This window comes from Pseudomonas benzenivorans (genome assembly GCF_033547155.1).
Classification (GTDB): Bacteria; Pseudomonadota; Gammaproteobacteria; order Pseudomonadales; family Pseudomonadaceae; genus Aquipseudomonas; species Aquipseudomonas benzenivorans_B.
Window position 1 is genome coordinate 610,377 of sequence record NZ_CP137892.1, and the last position, 17,198, is coordinate 627,574.

The following is a 17,198-nucleotide window of genomic DNA, read 5'->3' on the forward strand; positions in this document are numbered from 1 at the left end:
CTAATCTGCTGTTGCCCGGGCTGATCCCCGGCTCTTATCTCTAGCAAGGGAGAACTCGATGTCTGCACGACGCACACGCAAAGACGACGGCAGCCAGTGGACGGTCGCGGACAGCCGCAGCGTCTACGGCATTCGCCATTGGGGCGCGGGCTATTTCGCGATCAACGACAGCGGCCGCGTCGAGGTGCGCCCGAACGGCCCGGACAGCACGCCGATCGACCTGTTCGCCCAAGTCGCGGAGCTGCGCGAGAGCGGCCTGAGCCTGCCGCTGCTGGTGCGCTTCCCGGACATCCTGCAGGACCGCGTGCGCGGCCTGACCGGGGCCTTCGACGCCAACATCGCGCGCTTGGGCTACCAGAGCCAGTACACCGCGCTGTACCCGATCAAGGTCAACCAGCAGGAGGCGGTGGTGGAGAACATCATCGCCACCCAGAACGTCTCTATCGGTCTGGAGGCCGGCTCCAAGCCCGAGCTGCTGGCGGTGCTGGCGCTGGCGCCCAAGGGCGGCACCATCGTCTGCAACGGCTACAAGGACCGCGAGTTCATCCGCCTGGCGCTGATGGGGCAGAAGCTCGGCCACAACGTGTTCATCGTCATCGAGAAGGAATCCGAGGTGCAGCTGGTGATCGAGGAGGCGGCCGAGCTCAAGGTCGCCCCGCAGATCGGCCTGCGCGTGCGCCTGTCCTCCCTGGCCTCGAGCAAGTGGGCCGACACCGGCGGCGAGAAGTCCAAGTTCGGCCTGTCGGCGGCGCAGCTGCTGTCGGTGGTCGAGCGCTTCCGCGCGGCCGGGCTCGATCAGGGCATCCGCCTGCTGCACTTCCACATGGGCTCGCAGATCGCCAATCTGGCCGACTACCAGCACGGCTTCCGCGAGGCCATCCGCTACTACGGCGAGCTGCGCGGCCTGGGCCTGCCGGTGGACCACGTCGACGTCGGCGGCGGCCTGGGGGTGGACTACGACGGCACCCACTCGCGCAACGCCAGCTCGATCAACTACGACATGGACGACTACGCCGGCGTGGTGGTGGGCATGCTCAAGGAGTTCTGCGACGCCCAGGACCTGCCGCACCCGCACATCTTCTCGGAGAGCGGTCGCTCGCTCACCGCGCACCACGCCATGCTGGTGGTGCAGGTCACCGACGTGGAGAAGCACAACGACGAGGTGCCGGTGATCGAGGACAAGGCCAGCCTGCCGGAAACCGTGCAGTACCTGGTCGAGCTGCTCGGCCCCACCGATATCGAGATGGTCACCGAGACCTACTGGCGTGCCACCCACTACATGAGCGACGTGGCCGCGCAGTACGCCGAGGGCAAGGTCGGCCTGCGCGAGAAGGCCCTGGCCGAGCAGTGCTACTTCGCCCTGTGCCGGCGCCTGTACAACTCGCTGAAGGCGCGCCAGCGCTCGCACCGTCAGGTGCTCGACGAGCTCAACGACAAGCTCGCCGACAAGTACATCTGCAACTTCTCGGTGTTCCAGAGCCTGCCGGACACCTGGGCCATCGACCAGGTGCTGCCGATCCTGCCGCTCAACCGCCTGGAGGAGGAGCCGCTGCGCCGCGCCGTGCTGCAGGACCTGACCTGCGACTCGGACGGCAAGATCAAGCAGTACGTCGACGAGCAGAGCATCGAGACCAGCCTGCCGGTGCACGAGGTGCGCGAGGGCGAGGACTACCTGCTGGGCATCTTCCTGGTCGGCGCCTACCAGGAGATCCTCGGCGACATGCACAACTTGTTCGGCGACACCGACTCGGTGAACATCTACCAGAACCAGGACGGCAGCGTGTACAGCGCCGGCATCGAGACCCACGACACCATCGAGGACATGCTGCGCTATGTGCACCTGTCGCCCGAGGAGCTGATGACCCACTACCGCGACAAGGTGGCCAGCGCCAAGATCAGCGCCCGCGAGCGCACCCAGTTCCTCGACGCCTTGCGTCTGGGCCTGACCCGCTCGTCCTACCTGGCGTCCTGAGTGCTCTTGGCACCATGAAAAAGCCCGGCTCTGGCCGGGCTTTTTCATGTCTGCGTCGCGGCTTTAGCCGGTTACCCCGTAACCGCGGGCCATCAGCACCGCCAGCAGCGGGAGCAGCAGCACCAGCAGCAGCTCCAGGCGGATGATCAGGGTCAGTCGCCGCGCCTGGCCCGCGTCGAGCTGCGGCAGTTGGCCGGCTTTCAGCGGCGCGCGCCAGCGCAGCAAGTGCACCGTCGGCACGATCGACAACAGGCCGACCAGCACGAACAGGCCGAGCTTGGCGTGGAACAGGGCGTTGTGCAGGTAGTAGTCAAGGCCCTTGGCGAACCACAAGGCCCGGATGCCGCCGGTGACGAGCACCAGCACGGCGCTGATGCCGTAGGCCGCATCGATGCGCACCAGGCTGCGCGCCCTGTCCAGGTCCAGTGGCAGTCTTAACAGCCTGTGCTCCAGGGTGAGCAGGGCAAACAGGGCGAAGATCGCCAGGTAGTGCAGGTAGGCGGCAAGCGCTGCGGCCATCGGGGCATCCTTTCTCGGTAGGGGAATGAGGCGTGTTCAGTCGGCGGGGCGTTCGCGCAGCTGCGCCGGCCTACCGAACCAGGCGTCGTCGCGGTTGAGGCGATAAGCATAGACGCCCAGGCTGAGGCTGCGCAGCAGCATGAAGGCGAGAAAGGCCAGCCACAGGCCGTGGTTGCCCAGGGGCTGCAGCGCCCAGCCCAGGGCCAGGCCCGGCAGCAGCGCCAGGAGCATGGCGTCGCGCATCTCCCGCGCCCGGGTGGCGCCGATGAACAGGCCGTCGAGCAGGTAGCTCCACACCGTCAGCAGCGGCAGCAGCGCCAGGTAGGGCAGGTAGGCGAGCGCCGTGGCGCGCACCGCGGCGATATCGGTCTGCAGGGCGATGAACCAGTGCCCGGCCAGCAGGAAGAACAGGGCGAAGCCCAGGCTCGCCAGCAGCGACCAGGCGCCGGCGACCAGCAGGTTGCGGCGCAGCGCCTGGCGGTCGCCGGCGCCGAGGGCATGGCCGCACAGCGCCTCGACCGCATGGGCCAGGCCGTCGAGGGCGTGGGCGGTGAGCAGCAGGCCGTTGAGCAGCAGGGCATTGGCCGCCACCGTGGCGTCGCCCAGGCGGGTGCCCTGCACCGTGACCAGGAAGAACACCGACTGCAGCGCCAGGCTGCGGATGAAGATGTCGCGGTTGACCGCCAGCAGCGGCCGCCAGCTGGCCCAGCGGCGCAGCGCCGGCCAGTCGATGCGCCCCGCATAGGCGCTCAGGGCGCGTTGGGCCAGGTACAGGCCAAGCAGTGCGCCGCTCCACTCGGCGAGCACCGAGGCCCAGGCGGCGCCGGCCACGCCCCAGCCCAGGCCGAGGACGAAGAGCAGGTCGAGGGCGACGTTGAGCAGGTTGGTGGTCAGCAGGATGGCCAGCGGCCCGCGGGCATTCTGGGTGCCGAGCAGCCAGCCGATCAGCGCGTAGCTGGCCAAGGCGGCCGGCAGGCCGAGCAGGCGGATCTGCAGGTAGCCGCGGGCCAGTTCGTCCAGCTGCGCCGAGGGCTGCATCAGGCCCAGGGCCAGGCTGCCCAGGGGCAGCGCCAGCAGGCTCAGCAGCAGCGCCAGGCCGCCGCCGAGCAACAGCCCTTGCAGCAACACCTGGCGCAGCGCGCCGCCGTCCTCGCGGCCGGCGGCCTGGGCGGCGAAGCCGGTGCTGCCCATGCGCAAAAAGCCCACGCTCCACACCAGCAGGGTGTAGAGGCTGGCGCCGACCGCCACCGCCGCGAGCTGGTGCGCATGGGGCAGGTGGCCGACCACGGCGCTGTCGACCAGCGCCACCAGGGGCACCGACAGGTTGGAGAGGATCATCGGCGCCGCCAGTGCCCAGACCCGGCGGTGGGTCGGGCGATGGCGCCAGGCATCGCGTAACAGGGACATAGGGGCTCCGGGTACAGCGGCGCAGTATAAGCGACTACACACTGGCCCCAAGAGGTGCGCGAAACGAGGCTTTTGGCCTATGTCTACCTTCGTCAAATAGAGTTTTCCAGAAATAAACCGATGTGCTCAGTGCGGGCAGTTCCCCTTTTTCTGGCCCTGAGGCATGATCGCGCAACGTTAGTGGCCTTACGCCAACAGCCGCTGGAGTCACGGATGGCCCGCCGCACCTCAGATTCTTCCTTTCGCAGACCTCTCTCGATGACTCCGGCGCGTGCTCTTGTGGGGGCGACGACTGCGCGCATTGCCTGCACTGCTTATGAATATTCTTTCTAAATCTTGTTGGGGCTGCTGATTTGATTGGTAGGCCTGGCAAGGTATTGCAGCCATGCGCAAGCGTTTTCAGCCGAAGAGTAGATTCATGAGAAAGATTACTGCCGTTTTAATTTCTGCTTCTTGCCTGTTCTTAACGGGTTGCCCTCAGGTAAGTACCGTAGACTCAGGGTACCCTGCCGAAATTACGATGATAGGGGAGTCGCCCAACTATCCTATGGAAGCGGCGGGCTTTCAGCGGGCAGAGGTTATTGCGTATGCTCCCGGGATGATGCATATGTCTACGGCTTATAACTTGCGCTCGCCGGAGGTACAGGTTGCCGCAACAATTTACATCGTTCCGCATGAGGCGGCTGTGCCCGATTTTTCTGGGCGATTTGATGCGGAAAAGTCAACGATTGAGGACTATCACCCTGGGGCGATCTTAGTCGAACAAGAGGAGGTTGAGCTTGTCAAGAATGGCAAGCGCTATGCGGCGAGAAAGGCTGCCTATGAATTTTCTGGAGTTTTCGATTTTAGAGAGCAAAAGCTCTATTCTGAAGTTGTGCTTTTGTCGCACAAGGGCAGTTATGTAAAGTTGCGTAGTACATCACCTGCCGCTCAGCGGGCAGCCGCTCGGCAGAAAAATATGGATTTGCTCGAAGCGGTGAATTGGGCGTACTAGCGCTGAGTGGTTGGTTTCGGAGGAGAGCTTTGTGGATAGCTTGTTTTCACTAGGGCAGCATGTCTTTTTTAAAGCAATCATTGTTGGGGTGTGCGCACTTGCTTCCGGGTGTACAACCCCGGGCTCTGAAGAGGCTTACTTTGAGCCTTCTCTCAATGAGTCAAATGCAGCTCGGATTGTGATCTATAGACCAAGTTCGGATTGGATGGGCCAGGCGATAGACTTCCGTGTCATGGCGGATGATAAGTACGTGGGCAGCCTTGATCCTGGGAGCTATGTGAGTTTCTTTGCTCAGGAGGGGCAGAGGGAAATCACGGTGCGCCCTTACTGGATGAATATACCGGACGGGCGCCCAGTGAGTGTAATGCTTCACGCTGAGCAGAAGGCTACTAAGTATCTTAGGTTTGCGCAGTACGTGAGCAGTGTAATTACCGGGCCTGCCGGGATGCAAATGCAGGGTGGTACTAAGTTGCAGGAGGTTAGCAAGCGGGATTGGGAAGTTCGTCAGTAGGGAAGTTGATTGGCCCTATTTGTTGCTGTGAGTTTGGCTCGTATTTGAGTTGATCGCCAGATGCGTGAGGAGGATTAGAGTGTTTCGTATGTCTGTTGTGGTGTTTGGTATTTTGCTGCTCTGTGGGTGTGCGACGAGCAACGTATCTAAGGATTATGCGTTGAAGGAGGACGGTGATGTAGGGCTTGTTATTGGCTCGATAACCTATGATGGGGCATACTCTGGATATGCCGTGTCATACCACCGAGTTCCTTCAGGTGGGGCTGGGTACTTTCAATCAGGGCTGTCCAATGTGGTGATTCCGTACTTTCCAGTCGGTGAGTTTGAGTCGATGGGGCTCAGCGGTAATTTGGTTGCAACAGAGCTACCTGCCGGCGACTATGTGATTGATGCATGGAGCGTTGGCAGTGGTGCGGCCGCCGTACGCCCCACAAAGCCGTTCTCGATTTCGTTTCGCGTCGCTCCTGGTAAGGCGACATATATTGGAAATTTTCACTTCACCCAGCTTTCAAATATGGGGCTAACTGTTACGGGCGCCAAGGTCGATTATAGCGATAAGCTGGAAAGAGATTCGGCAGTATTGAAAGCACATTACTCCAATCTTTCGTCTGTATCGATTGCCTCGGCGGTTAAGCCTGAGTTGTACGTGACAGGGCTGGGTGGAAATTATCGGACCACTATAAACATATTGATTCCATATTGATTTCGATACCGATTAACTATTGGTCGGCCGGTGTCCGCTCAACCCGAGGCGGAGTTGAGTCGGACTGATGCCCCAGGAGTGGCAGTGCGGCCTGTGCGCGGCTGGGCATTTTGCCGCGCGCCGGTTAGCCCTACGGAGGCGCGGGGGCTATAGTGTGCGGCTTCTGCACCCGCAAGATTGGAGCCCGCGATGCCGTACAAAGGACTGTTTCTGGCACTTATTCTCGGCCTGCTCGGCGCCTGCGACTCGGCCACCGAGCCGCCGCAGGTCGATGCCGGCGCGCCGGAGACCGCGCTCGCCAGCCGGCCCGCCGCCGCGCCAGGCCTCGACCGCGGCGCCCTGGCCGCGCGCTATGCCGGCCGCGAGCTCGAGGTGGTGGACGTCTCCGAGGTCCAGCTGGACGGCGCCAGCACGCTGTCGGTGAGTTTCTCCGTGCCGCTGGAGCCGGAGCAGGACTTCGCCGCGCGCCTGCACCTGGTCGACAGCAAGACCGGCAAGGTCGACGGTGCCTGGGAGCTGGCCGACAGCCTGATGGAGTTGCGCCTGCGCCATTTGGAGCCACGGCGCAAGCTGGTGTTGACCGTGGATGCCGGGTTGCAGGGACTCAATGGTGCGCAACTGACCGAGGAATACAGCAGCCGCCTGCAGACCCGCGACCTGCAGGCCAGCGTCGGCTTCGCCAGCCGTGGCTCGCTGCTGCCGACCCGGCTGGCCGAGGGCCTGCCGGTGATCGCCCTGAACGTCGACCAGGTCAACGTCGAGTTCTTCCGCATCAAGGACCAGGCGCTGCCGCGCTTCCTCGGCAAGTGGGGGCGCAGCAGCAACCTCGACACCTGGGAGGCGCAGCAGTTGCTGCCGATGGCCGAGCTGGTCTACGGCGGGCGCTTCCGCCTCGATCCGGCGCGCAACACCCGCGAGACCCTGCTGTTGCCGATCGCCGGCCTGGCGCCCTTGCAGCAGCCCGGGGTGTACCTGGCGGTGATGCGCGAGGCGGGCAGCTACGGCTATTCGCAGCCGGCCACGCTGTTCAGCCTGAGCGACATCGGCCTGTCGGCGCACCGCTACCGCGATCGCCTGGACGTGTTCACCCAGGCCCTGGCCGGCGGCCGGGCGCTGCCCGGAGTCGAGCTGCAGCTGCTCGATGACCAGGGCCAGCAGCTGGCCGAAGGCAAGACCGACGCCGACGGTCATGCCGAGCTGCCGCTGCCGGTCGGGGCCGAGCTGCTGCTGGCCCGGCAGGAGGGGCAGACCAGCCTGCTGCGCCTCGGCGGCCCGGCGCTGGACCTGGCCGAGTTCGACATCGCCGGGCCCAAGGCGCACCCGCTGCAGTTCTTCGTGTTCGGCCCGCGGGATCTCTATCGCCCCGGCGAGACCGTGCTGCTCAATGCCCTGCTGCGCGATGCCGACGGCCGCGCAGTGGCGGCGCAGCCGGTGAGCGTCGAGGTGCGCCGGCCGGACGCCCAGGTCAGCCGCAAGTTCGTCTGGCAGGCGGATGCATCCGGCCTCTACCAGTACCAGCTGGCGCTGGCCGAGGAGGCGCCGACCGGGCGCTGGCAGCTGCTGTTCGACCTGGGCGACGGCAAGCCGCAGCTGTACGAGTTCGCCGTCGAGGATTTCCTCCCCGAACGCCTGGCCCTGGAGCTCGAGGGCCGTGACACGCCGTTGGCGCCGGACGAGGCGGCCCGTTTCGCGGTCAGCGGGCGCTACCTGTACGGGGCGCCGGCCGCCGGCAACCGTCTCGGCGGCCAACTCTACGTGCGCCCGCTGCGCGAGGCGGTGGCGAGCTTGCCGGGCTACCAGTTCGGCTCGCTGACCGAGCAGGAGCTGAGCCAGGACATCGAACTGGACGAGACCACGCTGGACGAGCAGGGCAAGGCCCGCCTGGCCATCGACAGCCGCTGGACGGCGGCCAAGTCGCCGCTGCAGCTGATTCTCCAGGCCAGCCTGCAGGAGTCCGGCGGCCGGCCGATCACCCGTCGCCTGGTGCAGCCGGTGTGGCCGGCCGAACGCCTGCCGGGCCTGCGCGGACTGTTCGACGGCGATCGGGTGGATGCCGGCAGCCTGGCCGAGTTCGAGGTGCTGGTGGCCGACGCCGCCGGCAACAAGCTGGCGGCCGAGCGACTCCACGTGCGCCTGGTCCGCGAGCGCCGCGACTATTACTGGAGCTTCTCCGACAGCGACGGCTGGAGCCATCACTACAACGAGAAGTACCTGACCCTCAGCGAGCAGCCGCTGCGCGTCGCGGCCGGGGCCACGGCGAAGGTCGGTTTCCCGGTGGAGTGGGGCCCCTACCGGGTCGAGGTGGTCGACGCCGACACCGGCCTGCTCAGCAGCCAGCGCTTCTGGGCCGGCTACCGCTGGCAGGACAACGCCGACGGCGGCGCGGTGCGCCCGGACCAGGTCAAGCTGGCGCTGGATAAGCCGGCCTACGCCGCAGGCGACACGGCCCGGGTCACGGTGACCCCGCCGGCGGCGGGCCGCGGCTACCTGCTGGTCGAGTCCAGCGACGGGCCACTGTGGTGGCAGGAGATCGAGGTGCCGGCCGAGGGCCAGGCGTTCGACCTCCCCCTCGCCAAGGACTGGGCGCGCCACGACCTGTACGTCAGCGCCCTGGTGATCCGCCCGGGCGAGCCGCAGAGCGGCGCCACGCCCAAGCGTGCGGTCGGCCTGCTGCACCTGCCGCTGGACCGGGCGCCGCGCCAGCTGGCGCTGAGCCTGACCGCGGCGGACAAGATGCGCCCGAACCAGCCGCTGAAGATCAGGGTACAGGCGCGCAATGCCGACGGCAGCCTGCCCGAGCGGGTGCAGGTGCTGGTGGCCGCGGTGGATGCCGGCATCCTCAACATCACCGACTACCCGACGCCCGATCCTTTCGCCGCGCTGTTCGGCCGTAAGGCCTATGGCGCCGACCAGCTGGACGTGTACGGCCAGCTGATCGAGGCCGGCCAGGGGCGGCTGGCCAAGCTGGCCTTCGGTGGCGACGCGGCGCTGGCCGCCGGCGGCAAGCGCCCGGACACCGGTGTGCTGATCGTTGCGCTGCAGAGCCAGCCGCTGCTGCTGGATGAGCGAGGCGAGGGGGAGGTCAGCCTGGACATCCCCGACTTCAACGGCGAACTGCGCCTGATGGCCCAGGCCTGGAGCGACGAGCGCTACGGCATGGCCGAGGCCAAGACGGTGGTGGCCGCACCGCTGATCGCCGAGCTGTCGATGCCGCGCTTCCTCGCCGGCGGCGATGAGACCCGCCTGGCGCTGGACCTCAACAACCTCTCCGGCCAGGCCCAGCAACTGCAGGTGCGGATCGTGGCCGAAGGGCAGCTGAGCCTGGCCGAGGCGGCCGACGCCGAGCGCAGCATCGGCCTGCAAGCAGGCGAGCGCAGCATCCTGCGCATTCCGGTGCGCGCCCTCGGCGGCTACGGCCAGGGGCGGATCGCTGTCGAGGTGCGGGGGCTGGCGCTGCCCGACGAGGCGCTGGCGCCGCTGCGCCGCGAGTGGACCCTGGGCATCCGTCCGGCCTATCCGGCGCAGCTGCGGCATTTCCGCAGCGTGCTCAAGGGCGAGCCCTGGAGCCTGCCGGCCGGCGCCCTGGAGGCCTTCGAGCCGGCCGGGCGCGAGGCGCTGCTGGCCGTGTCCAGCCGGCCGCCGCTGAATCTCGGCGAGCAGATCCGCGCGCTCAAGGCCTACCCCTACGGCTGCCTGGAGCAGACCACCAGCGGCCTGTACCCGTCGCTCTACGCCGACGCGGCGAGCCTCGCGCGCCTGGGCCTGGAGGCCGAGCCGGAGGCGTCGCGCCGCCGTGCCATCGAATTGGGCATCGAACGCCTGCTGGGCATGCAGCGCTACAACGGCAGTTTTGGCCTGTGGGGGGCCGACGGCGACGAGGAGTACTGGCTCAGCGCCTATGTCACCGATTTCCTCCTGCGCGCCCGCGAGCAGGGCTTCGGCGTGCCGGCCGAGGCGCTGAAGAAGGCCAGCGAGCGGCTGTTGCGCTATCTGCAGGAGCGCAACCTGATCGAGGTCGGCTACAGCGACGACGCCAGCCATAGCCGCTTCGCCGTGCAGGCCTATGCCGGTTACGTATTGGCGCGCAGCCGGCAGGCGCCGCTGGGCGCCCTGCGCAGCCTGTTCGAGCGCCGCGGCGACGCCCAGTCCGGCCTGCCCCTGGTGCACCTGGCCGTGGCGTTGCAGAAGATGGGCGATGGGCCGCGGGCCGAGCAGGCCCTGGCCGCCGGCCTGGCCCACAGTCGCGACAATCGCCACTGGCTGGGCGACTATGGCAGCGTGCTGCGCGACCAGGCACTGATCCTCGCCTTGCTCGAGGAGCACGACCTGGCCGCCGGCAGCCGCGAGCAACGCTTGTTCGCCCTGGCCGACGAGGTGGCCGGCCAGCGCTGGCTCTCGACCCAGGAGCGCAACGCCCTGTACCTGGCCGGACGCAGCCTGCTCGCCAAGCCCGAGTCGCCCTGGCAGGCCGGGCTCGAGAGCGGTGCCTTCGCGTTCGCCCTGAGCAATGCCCGGCCGGGCATCAAGCTGGACGGCGCCGAGCTGGCCGCGCCCCTGAGCCTGAGCCAGACCGGCGACGAGCCGTTGTACCAGCAACTGACCCTGTCCGGTTACCCGGTCGAGGCGCCGGCCGCCGGCGGCGAGAATATGCACATCTTCCGCGAGTACCTGAGCCTGGACGGCCAGCCGCTGGCGCTGGACGGGTTGCGCAGCGGCGAACTGGTGCTGGTGCACCTGCTGGTGGAGGCCAAGCAGCGGGTGCCGGATGCCCTGGTGGTCGACCTGCTGCCTGCCGGCCTGGAGCTGGAGAACCAGAACCTGGCGCAGAGCGCCGCGAGCCTGGCCGATGCCGGCCGCGCGGTGAAGGATTGGCAGAGGTCGATGGCCAATGCCCGGATCAAGCACCAGGAGTTCCGCGGCGACCGTTACGTCGCGGCGCTAGACGTCAGCCCCTACGAGGGCACGCACCTGCTGTACCTGGCGCGCGCCGTCACCCCCGGCAATTACGTGGTGCCGCCAGCGCAGGTGGAGTCGATGTACCGGCCGAACTGGCAGGCCCTCGGCGAGACGCCGGGGCGCCTGGTGGTCGAGGAACCTTGAGGCGGCTCAGGCCCGCCGCGGCGGCGGGCCTGCAGGCCGAGTCAGCCGATCAGGCCGCCGAGCAGCCACAGGCCCAGCAGCAGCCAGACGACCCCCATGAGGATGGCGCGGCGCAGAAAGGCGCGCACGGCGGCGTAGAGCAACAGCAGGCCGATCACCAGCACCAGGATGCCGAGCAAGGAGGGGGTGATGCCCAGGGCCTTGGACAGACCGCTGATAAAGCCGCTGACGGCGTCGCCGAGTACGCCGAAGACGCCGCTCAAGGCCTCGACGACGAAGCGGATCAGGGTGCCGAGGGCCTGGCCGAGCCACTCGAAAAAGCCTTCTACATGCATGCAAGCGTTCCCATGAGCCTGGTGAAGTGCAGACGTCGGCCGGATTGCCGCCCGCAGCCTCGTCGCGAATGGCCGCTAGTGTGCCAGGCTTCGCCCTGCCTTGGCGCGTCGGCGCGGCGGTTCGTGGGGCTGCGGACGCGGCACCGCCTATGGCCAGGGAGCCCGGCATGCCGCGCCTGAGTGGTTGGACCCGGTCGCGGTGCTGGCTGCTGGCCGCGGTGCTGTTCGGCGCGCTGCTGTGGGCGGCCGACCGCCTGTTCCCGCTGCCCCTGCCCGGGGACGACCAGGCCCGGGTGGTGCTGGCCGAGGACGGCACGCCGCTGTGGCGCTTCGCCGATGGCGAGGGCGTGTGGCGCTACCCGGTCAGCCCGGACGAGGTGTCGCCCTATTACCTGGAGGCGTTGCTGACCTACGAGGACCGCTGGTTCTACCGCCATCCCGGGGTCAACCCCCTGGCCCTGGCGCGGGCCGCCTGGCAGAACCTGGCCGGCGGGCGGGTGGTGTCCGGCGGCAGCACCCTGTCGATGCAGGTGGCGCGCCTGCTCGATCCCCATTCCCGCTCGCTGGCCGGCAAGTTCAAGCAGCTGTGGCGCACCGCGCAGCTGGAGTGGCACCTGTCCAAGGACGAGATCCTCACGCTCTACCTCAACCGCGCGCCGTTCGGCGGCACCCTGCAGGGCGTGGCGGCGGCCAGCTGGAGCTACCTGGGCAAGTCGCCGGCCAGCCTGACCCGCGCCGAGGCGGCCCTGCTCGCGGTGCTGCCCCAGGCGCCCAGCCGCCTGCGCCCGGATCGGCACCCCGAGCGGGCCCGGGCGGCGCGCGACAAGGTGCTGGCGCGCCTGGTCGACTTCGGCGTGTGGCCCCGGGGGGCGGTCGAGGATGCCCTGGAGGAGGCGGTGCTGCTGGCGCCGCGCCGCCAGCCGCGACTGGCGCCCCTGCTGGCGCGGCGGCTGAACCGCCCCGGCAGCCCGGCGCTGATCCGCAGCACGATAGACGCCGCGCTGCAGCGCCGCCTGGAGGACCTGCTGCTGGGCTGGCGGGCACGCCTGCCGGAGCGTACCTCGGCGGCGATCCTGGTGGTCGAGCAGCCGAGCATGGCGGTGCGCGCCTACCTGGGCTCGGTGGATATCGGCGATGCCGCGCGCTTCGGCCATGTCGACATGATCGCCGCGCTGCGCTCGCCGGGCTCGACCCTGAAGCCCTTCCTCTACGGCATGGCCCTGGACGCCGGGCTGATCCATTCCGAGTCGCTGCTGCAGGACGTGCCGCGGCGCTATGGCGACTATCGCCCGGGCAATTTTTCCGCCGGCTTCAGTGGTGCGGTGTCGGCCAGCCAGGCGCTGTCCAGCTCGCTCAACCTGCCGGCGGTGCAGCTGCTGGAAGCCTATGGGCCCAAGCGTTTCGCCGGCGAACTGCGGCATGTCGGGGTGCCCCTGGCCCTGCCGCCGCTGGCCGAGCCGAACCTGGCGCTGATCCTCGGCGGTGCCGGCAGTCGTCTGGAGGACCTGGTCGGCGGCTACAGCGCCTTCGCCCGCGGCGGCCGGGCCGCGCGTCCGCGCTTTCAGCCCGGCGATGCCTTGCGGGAGCGGCGCCTGCTGTCGCCCGGTGCGGCCTGGATCGTACGGCGCATCCTCGCAGGCCAGGCGCGGCCGGACCGCGATGCCCGGGCGCAGCTGCTGCAGCGCCCGACCCTGGCCTGGAAGACCGGCACCAGCTACGGCTTTCGCGATGCCTGGGCGATAGGCATAGGCCCTCGGCACCTGATCGGCGTGTGGATCGGTCGCCCGGACGGTACCCCGGTGCCCGGCCAGTTCGGCCTGGCCTCGGCCGCGCCGCTGCTGCTGCAGGTGCACGACCTGCTGGCCAATCGGGACAGCCAGCGCGGCATCGGCCTGCCGGCCGACCCGCAGCCGGACGAGGTCGGTGTGGCTGCGATCTGCTGGCCCCTGGGCCAGCCCCTGGACAAGGCCGACCCGAACTGCCGGCGCCAGCGCTTCGCCTGGACCCTGGCCGGCACTACGCCGCCGACCCTGCAGGCGACGGAACAACCCCTGGGCCTGGGGCTGTCGGAAACGATCTGGGTCAATGCCGCGGGGCGTCGGGTGGATGCCGGCTGTCCGGGCGCAGAGCCCCGCGTCATCGCCCTGTGGCCGGCGCCGCTGGAGCCCTGGCTGCCGCGCCGCGAACGACGCAGTGCGCGCCTGCCCGCGGTGGAGCCGAGCTGCCCGCCGCACCGGCTCGGCCAGGTCGCGCCGCTGGTGATAGTCGGGGTGCGCGACGGCGACCGCCTGAGGCGCCCCGCCGGTAGCGCCGAGCCCCTGCGTCTGAGCCTGTCGACCCTGGGCGGCAACGGCCGGCGCTGGTGGTTTCTCGACGGTCGGCCGATAGGCGAGAGTGGCGCCGAAGCCCGCTTCAGCCACAGCTTCCGGCATGCCGGCCACTACCAGCTCAGCGTGTTGGACGAGGGCGGACAGACGGCCCAGGTGGGTTTCCGGGTCGGCGACTAGCCCTTAGTCGGTCAGCGGCAGCCCGATGTTCGAGCCAGGAGCATTGGCCGGCTCGGCATAGCGCTCGAGGATGGCCTGCCAGGCCGGATCGTGGGGCAGGTGCTCGAGGATCGGCAGCAGGTAGCGGTACAGGGCCTCTTGCCCCGGGGGCAGCAGCAGGCGGCGGGCGAAGCGGTCGTGGGGTGTCGGCGAGACATGGAACAGGCCTTGCCAGCCTTCGCGTTCGACCAGGTAGTCCAGGGTCGAGCGGCTGACGATACCGACGTCGACGCGGCCCTTGAGTAGCATCAGCAGCACCTCGCGCTCGCCTGGGGTGTCGCTCCTCTCGATCTTGCCGGCAGCGACCCAGTCGTCGATGCCGTGGTAGCTAAAGCCCAGGACGCCGGCCAGGTGCAGGCCGCTGAGCGACTCCGGGCCGCGGTAGTTCAGGCCAGTCCCGGTCAGGGAGACGATCTCGTCCTGGTCCTGGTAGAGGCTCGGGGTCCAGAGGAACTTCTCCTGCGCCGGGTCCTGGAACCAGAGCGGATTCACCCCGATCACCACGCCGTCCAGGTGTCCGTGGTCGAGCTCGTGTTCGATACGGTTGCGCGGCAGGTATAGCGTTTCGAAGCGGTAGGCGTCGCCCTTGCTGTTGAGGTAGTCGGAGAAGTCGAAATACAGGCCCTGGCGTTGCTGCAAGTCGACGATGAAGGGGGGCTTGAGGTGGTAGGCATAGACCTTGATGTGCTGGCTGCCCTGCACCTGCGCCGAGGCCAGGCAGAGCGCCAGAAGAAAACATGCAAGGGTCGATTTCATGAAGTGCCCGGCTGGGTGCCCGGCCCGCCCGCGTGACTCCAGCGAATCGAGGCGTGCCTATCCCGGTATGAATCTCAGAAGCAGGGGCCGAGTCCCTTTCGGGCTGCTGTGTGTACGAGTGGTGACTGTGACTGTATGCATGGCCTGTCGTCAACTGTCGCGATGAGGAAGGGGGAGGGGGTAGTCGGTTGCTTCTGCGCGAGCTCCTGACAGGCGTAGAGCGGCCTTGCGCCGTTCTGCGCCTGTCAGGGCGTGTGTTACTGCGCCGTCAGCTGGTCGCGCATGGCTTGTGGCGCGCGAGGGCCGGGGAGGATGCCGTTGAAGGTGCCGGCGGTCAGCAGGCGCTGGCTGGTGATGCCGGCGATCTCGTGGCCTCGGTCGCTCAGGGTGTTGATGATCTGATTGACCGCGGCGGTGATCAGCATGCCGACCAGGCCGCCGCCGCTGTTGTTCTGGTTCTCCGCCGAGCTGGCCCGGGCGCTGCCTTCCCACAGCAGCTGGCCGTTGCGCAGATCGACCAGCTTGGCGTTGGCGGTCACCGCGACTTCGCTGGTCACCAGCTTGTAGCTGCTGCCGTATTCGCTGACCTCGATGTAGAGGGCGGCATCCGCGCCGAAGATCTCGTGCAGCTTGGCCGGTGGCACCATGTGCATTTCGTCGGCGTTCATCAGGCCATTCTGTTTGAAGGTCTCGTCCACCAGCGCCACCGGCAGGACGTAGTAGCCCGCTTCGGCGAGGGGCAGCGTGACATGGGACAGCAGGCTATAGCTGGCCTTGATGTCCGGCGACCGGTTGACCGGCGGCAGCACCAGGATGGAGGCCGGGTTGCTCTGCTTGAACGCGCTGTAGTCGTAGGGCGTGGGAGTGGCGCAGCCGCCGAGCAGGCCGGCCAACAGCAGCAGTGCAAGGGCTTTGCAGGGGTTGAAGCGCATCATGGCGGGTTATCTCTCGGCGTTGCGCAGTAGGAAGTCCATGTAGGGGGCGGACTCGGGGAACAGGGTCTTCTCGGTCTCGAATTGCTGGCGGACCTGATCGGCCTTGCCGACTTCGGCGTAGAGCATGCCGAGGTGGGCATGGAAGCCGGGCGGTGGCACGGCGTCCTGGGCGCGTGCCTCCTGCAGGCTGGCTTCCAGGGCGGCGATCTGCTGCTCCGGGCCGCTGCCGTCGTTCTTGAAGTGTGCGTAGACCTGTTCCTGATAGCCGGCCCAGTGATAGAGCGGCTTGGGCTGGCTGACGCAGCCACCGAGCAGGGTGGCCGCGGCCAGGGCGAGCAGGGCGGCGTATGGCTGTTTCTGTTGGGGCATATGCAGTCCTTCCCTGGAGATTATTGCGCCGGACGCCAGGCGCCGGTGTCGACGCCGGAGACCAGGTTGTTGACCGCCTCGCGGATGGCCAGGTCGAGGACCTTGCCGTTGAGGGTGGAGTCATAGCTGGCGGTACCGCCGAAGCCGATGACTTCGCGATTGGACAGGCTGTACTCGCCGGCGCCCTGGACCGAATAGACCACCTCGGAGGTGGTGACGTCGACGATGTTCAGGTTGACCTTGGCATAGGCGATCTGGGATTTGGCGCGGCCGAGGATGCCGAACAGCTGGTGGTCGCCGACTTCCTTGCGACCGAACTCGGTGACGTCGCCAGTCACCACGAAATTGGCCCCGCGCACTTGCTGGTGCTTCTTCGCGAAGGTGCTTTCCCGGGCGATTTCCGTGAGGTTGTCGCGGTCCAGCACGTTGAACCTGTTGGACTGTTGCAGGTGGGTGACCAGGATGGTCTTGGCCTGGCCGCCGAGGCGGTCGACGCCGTCGGAGAACAGGCCGCGCATGTAGCTGGAGCGGTTGTCGAACTTACCCACCGCGATGGGGCTGCGGGTGCCTTGGTAGGTGCTATGGGCGGAGGTCACCTTGGCGACTTCGAGGGTGCGCGATTGCTCGGTGGCGCAGCCGGCCAGCAGGCCGAGCAGACTGACGGCCAGTACCGTTTTCTTCATGGGAAGTTTCTCGTGATAGGGGATTTAGCGGTGCTCGAGCCCAGGGGCAGGGGCGTGCGCCACGGCCCGTGGCGTGGGCGCGGCGAGGGGGCTGCGGCGTGATGAAGCGGGGGAAACGCCTGTGGTGCATCCATGACCCTGGAATCCTTGTCCCGGCCAACAGCTGGAATGCGGCTGATCGGCTGTATTCGCGTGCAGGTGCCTGGGGAGGGGCCAACTTTATGGCGGCCACCGGTCCAGCCCTGGCGAGGCGGGCGAAGTCTACAAAAACCAGGGCCAAGTGGCCACTGGCCAGCGGTTGTTGCGCTACGCCCTCTGTGCGCTGGTTCTCGCTTGCCGGTGGCCTTTGGCTCGACTGCATCCGGCAT

At 67.6% G+C, this 17,198-nt stretch carries 13 protein-coding genes; 6 read left to right on the plus strand and 7 right to left on the minus strand.

Annotated features, from left to right (window positions below; translation table 11 throughout):
• The first annotated feature begins 58 nt into the window (after positions 1-58).
• Positions 59-1,972 (plus strand): arginine decarboxylase, encoded by a 1,914-nt coding sequence (gene speA, locus SBP02_RS02845; protein ID WP_318644905.1) that lies wholly within the window; start codon positions 59-61, stop codon positions 1,970-1,972.
• 63 nt (positions 1,973-2,035) lie between these two features.
• On the opposite strand, the gene SBP02_RS02850 is transcribed toward speA, so the two are convergent.
• Both SBP02_RS02850 and SBP02_RS02855 read right to left on the minus strand, forming a co-directional pair.
• Positions 2,036-2,491 (minus strand): DUF2214 family protein, encoded by a 456-nt coding sequence (locus SBP02_RS02850; protein ID WP_318644906.1) that lies wholly within the window; start codon positions 2,489-2,491, stop codon positions 2,036-2,038.
• Positions 2,492-2,527: 36 nt separating this feature from the next.
• The gene (locus tag SBP02_RS02855; protein WP_318644907.1) at positions 2,528-3,898 is read right to left on the minus strand and encodes an MATE family efflux transporter; all 1,371 of its coding nucleotides are present in this window, start codon (positions 3,896-3,898) and stop codon (positions 2,528-2,530) included.
• 418 nt (positions 3,899-4,316) lie between these two features.
• On the opposite strand from SBP02_RS02855, the gene SBP02_RS02860 reads away from it, so the two are divergent.
• The 4 genes from SBP02_RS02860 to SBP02_RS02875 all read left to right on the plus strand — a co-directional run bounded on the left by SBP02_RS02860 (position 4,317) and on the right by SBP02_RS02875 (position 11,206).
• Complete coding sequence (locus tag SBP02_RS02860; RefSeq protein WP_318644908.1) at positions 4,317-4,892, plus strand: hypothetical protein; 576 nt, start codon at positions 4,317-4,319, stop codon at positions 4,890-4,892.
• Between the two features lie 31 nt (positions 4,893-4,923).
• A complete protein-coding gene (locus SBP02_RS02865) occupies positions 4,924-5,403 on the plus strand; it encodes a hypothetical protein (RefSeq protein WP_318644909.1) in 480 nt (159 codons plus the stop codon).
• A gap of 88 nt (positions 5,404-5,491) precedes the next feature.
• Positions 5,492-6,106, plus strand: coding sequence for a hypothetical protein (locus tag SBP02_RS02870; protein ID WP_318644910.1), 615 nt, complete (start codon positions 5,492-5,494; stop codon positions 6,104-6,106).
• A gap of 189 nt (positions 6,107-6,295) precedes the next feature.
• Positions 6,296-11,206 carry an alpha-2-macroglobulin family protein gene (locus tag SBP02_RS02875; protein WP_318644911.1) on the plus strand — a complete coding sequence of 1,637 codons (4,911 nt, stop codon included), beginning with the start codon at positions 6,296-6,298 and terminating at the stop codon, positions 11,204-11,206.
• Positions 11,207-11,247: 41 nt separating this feature from the next.
• Here SBP02_RS02875 and SBP02_RS02880 read toward each other — a convergent pair whose 3' ends face one another.
• A complete protein-coding gene (locus tag SBP02_RS02880; RefSeq protein ID WP_318644912.1) occupies positions 11,248-11,541 on the minus strand; it encodes a hypothetical protein in 294 nt (97 codons plus the stop codon).
• 167 nt (positions 11,542-11,708) lie between these two features.
• Between SBP02_RS02880 and pbpC the strand changes: the two genes are divergently transcribed.
• Entirely contained in the window at positions 11,709-14,048 is a 2,340-nt protein-coding gene (pbpC, locus tag SBP02_RS02885; RefSeq protein WP_318644913.1) for a peptidoglycan glycosyltransferase PbpC, read from the plus strand.
• Positions 14,049-14,051: 3 nt separating this feature from the next.
• On the opposite strand, the gene SBP02_RS02890 is transcribed toward pbpC, so the two are convergent.
• The 4 genes from SBP02_RS02890 to SBP02_RS02905 form a co-directional block, all read right to left on the minus strand.
• Positions 14,052-14,843, minus strand: coding sequence for a substrate-binding periplasmic protein (locus tag SBP02_RS02890; RefSeq protein WP_318644914.1), 792 nt, complete (start codon positions 14,841-14,843; stop codon positions 14,052-14,054).
• Between the two features lie 257 nt (positions 14,844-15,100).
• On the minus strand, positions 15,101-15,775 hold the full coding sequence (locus SBP02_RS02895; protein WP_318646290.1) for a DUF799 domain-containing protein: 675 nt from the start codon (positions 15,773-15,775) through the stop codon (positions 15,101-15,103).
• A 9-nt stretch (positions 15,776-15,784) separates the two neighbouring features.
• Positions 15,785-16,147 (minus strand): DUF4810 domain-containing protein, encoded by a 363-nt coding sequence (locus SBP02_RS02900; protein WP_318644915.1) that lies wholly within the window; start codon positions 16,145-16,147, stop codon positions 15,785-15,787.
• A gap of 20 nt (positions 16,148-16,167) precedes the next feature.
• Positions 16,168-16,830, minus strand: coding sequence for a CsgG/HfaB family protein (locus SBP02_RS02905; RefSeq protein ID WP_318644916.1), 663 nt, complete (start codon positions 16,828-16,830; stop codon positions 16,168-16,170).
• Between the last annotated feature and the right edge of the window lie 368 nt (positions 16,831-17,198).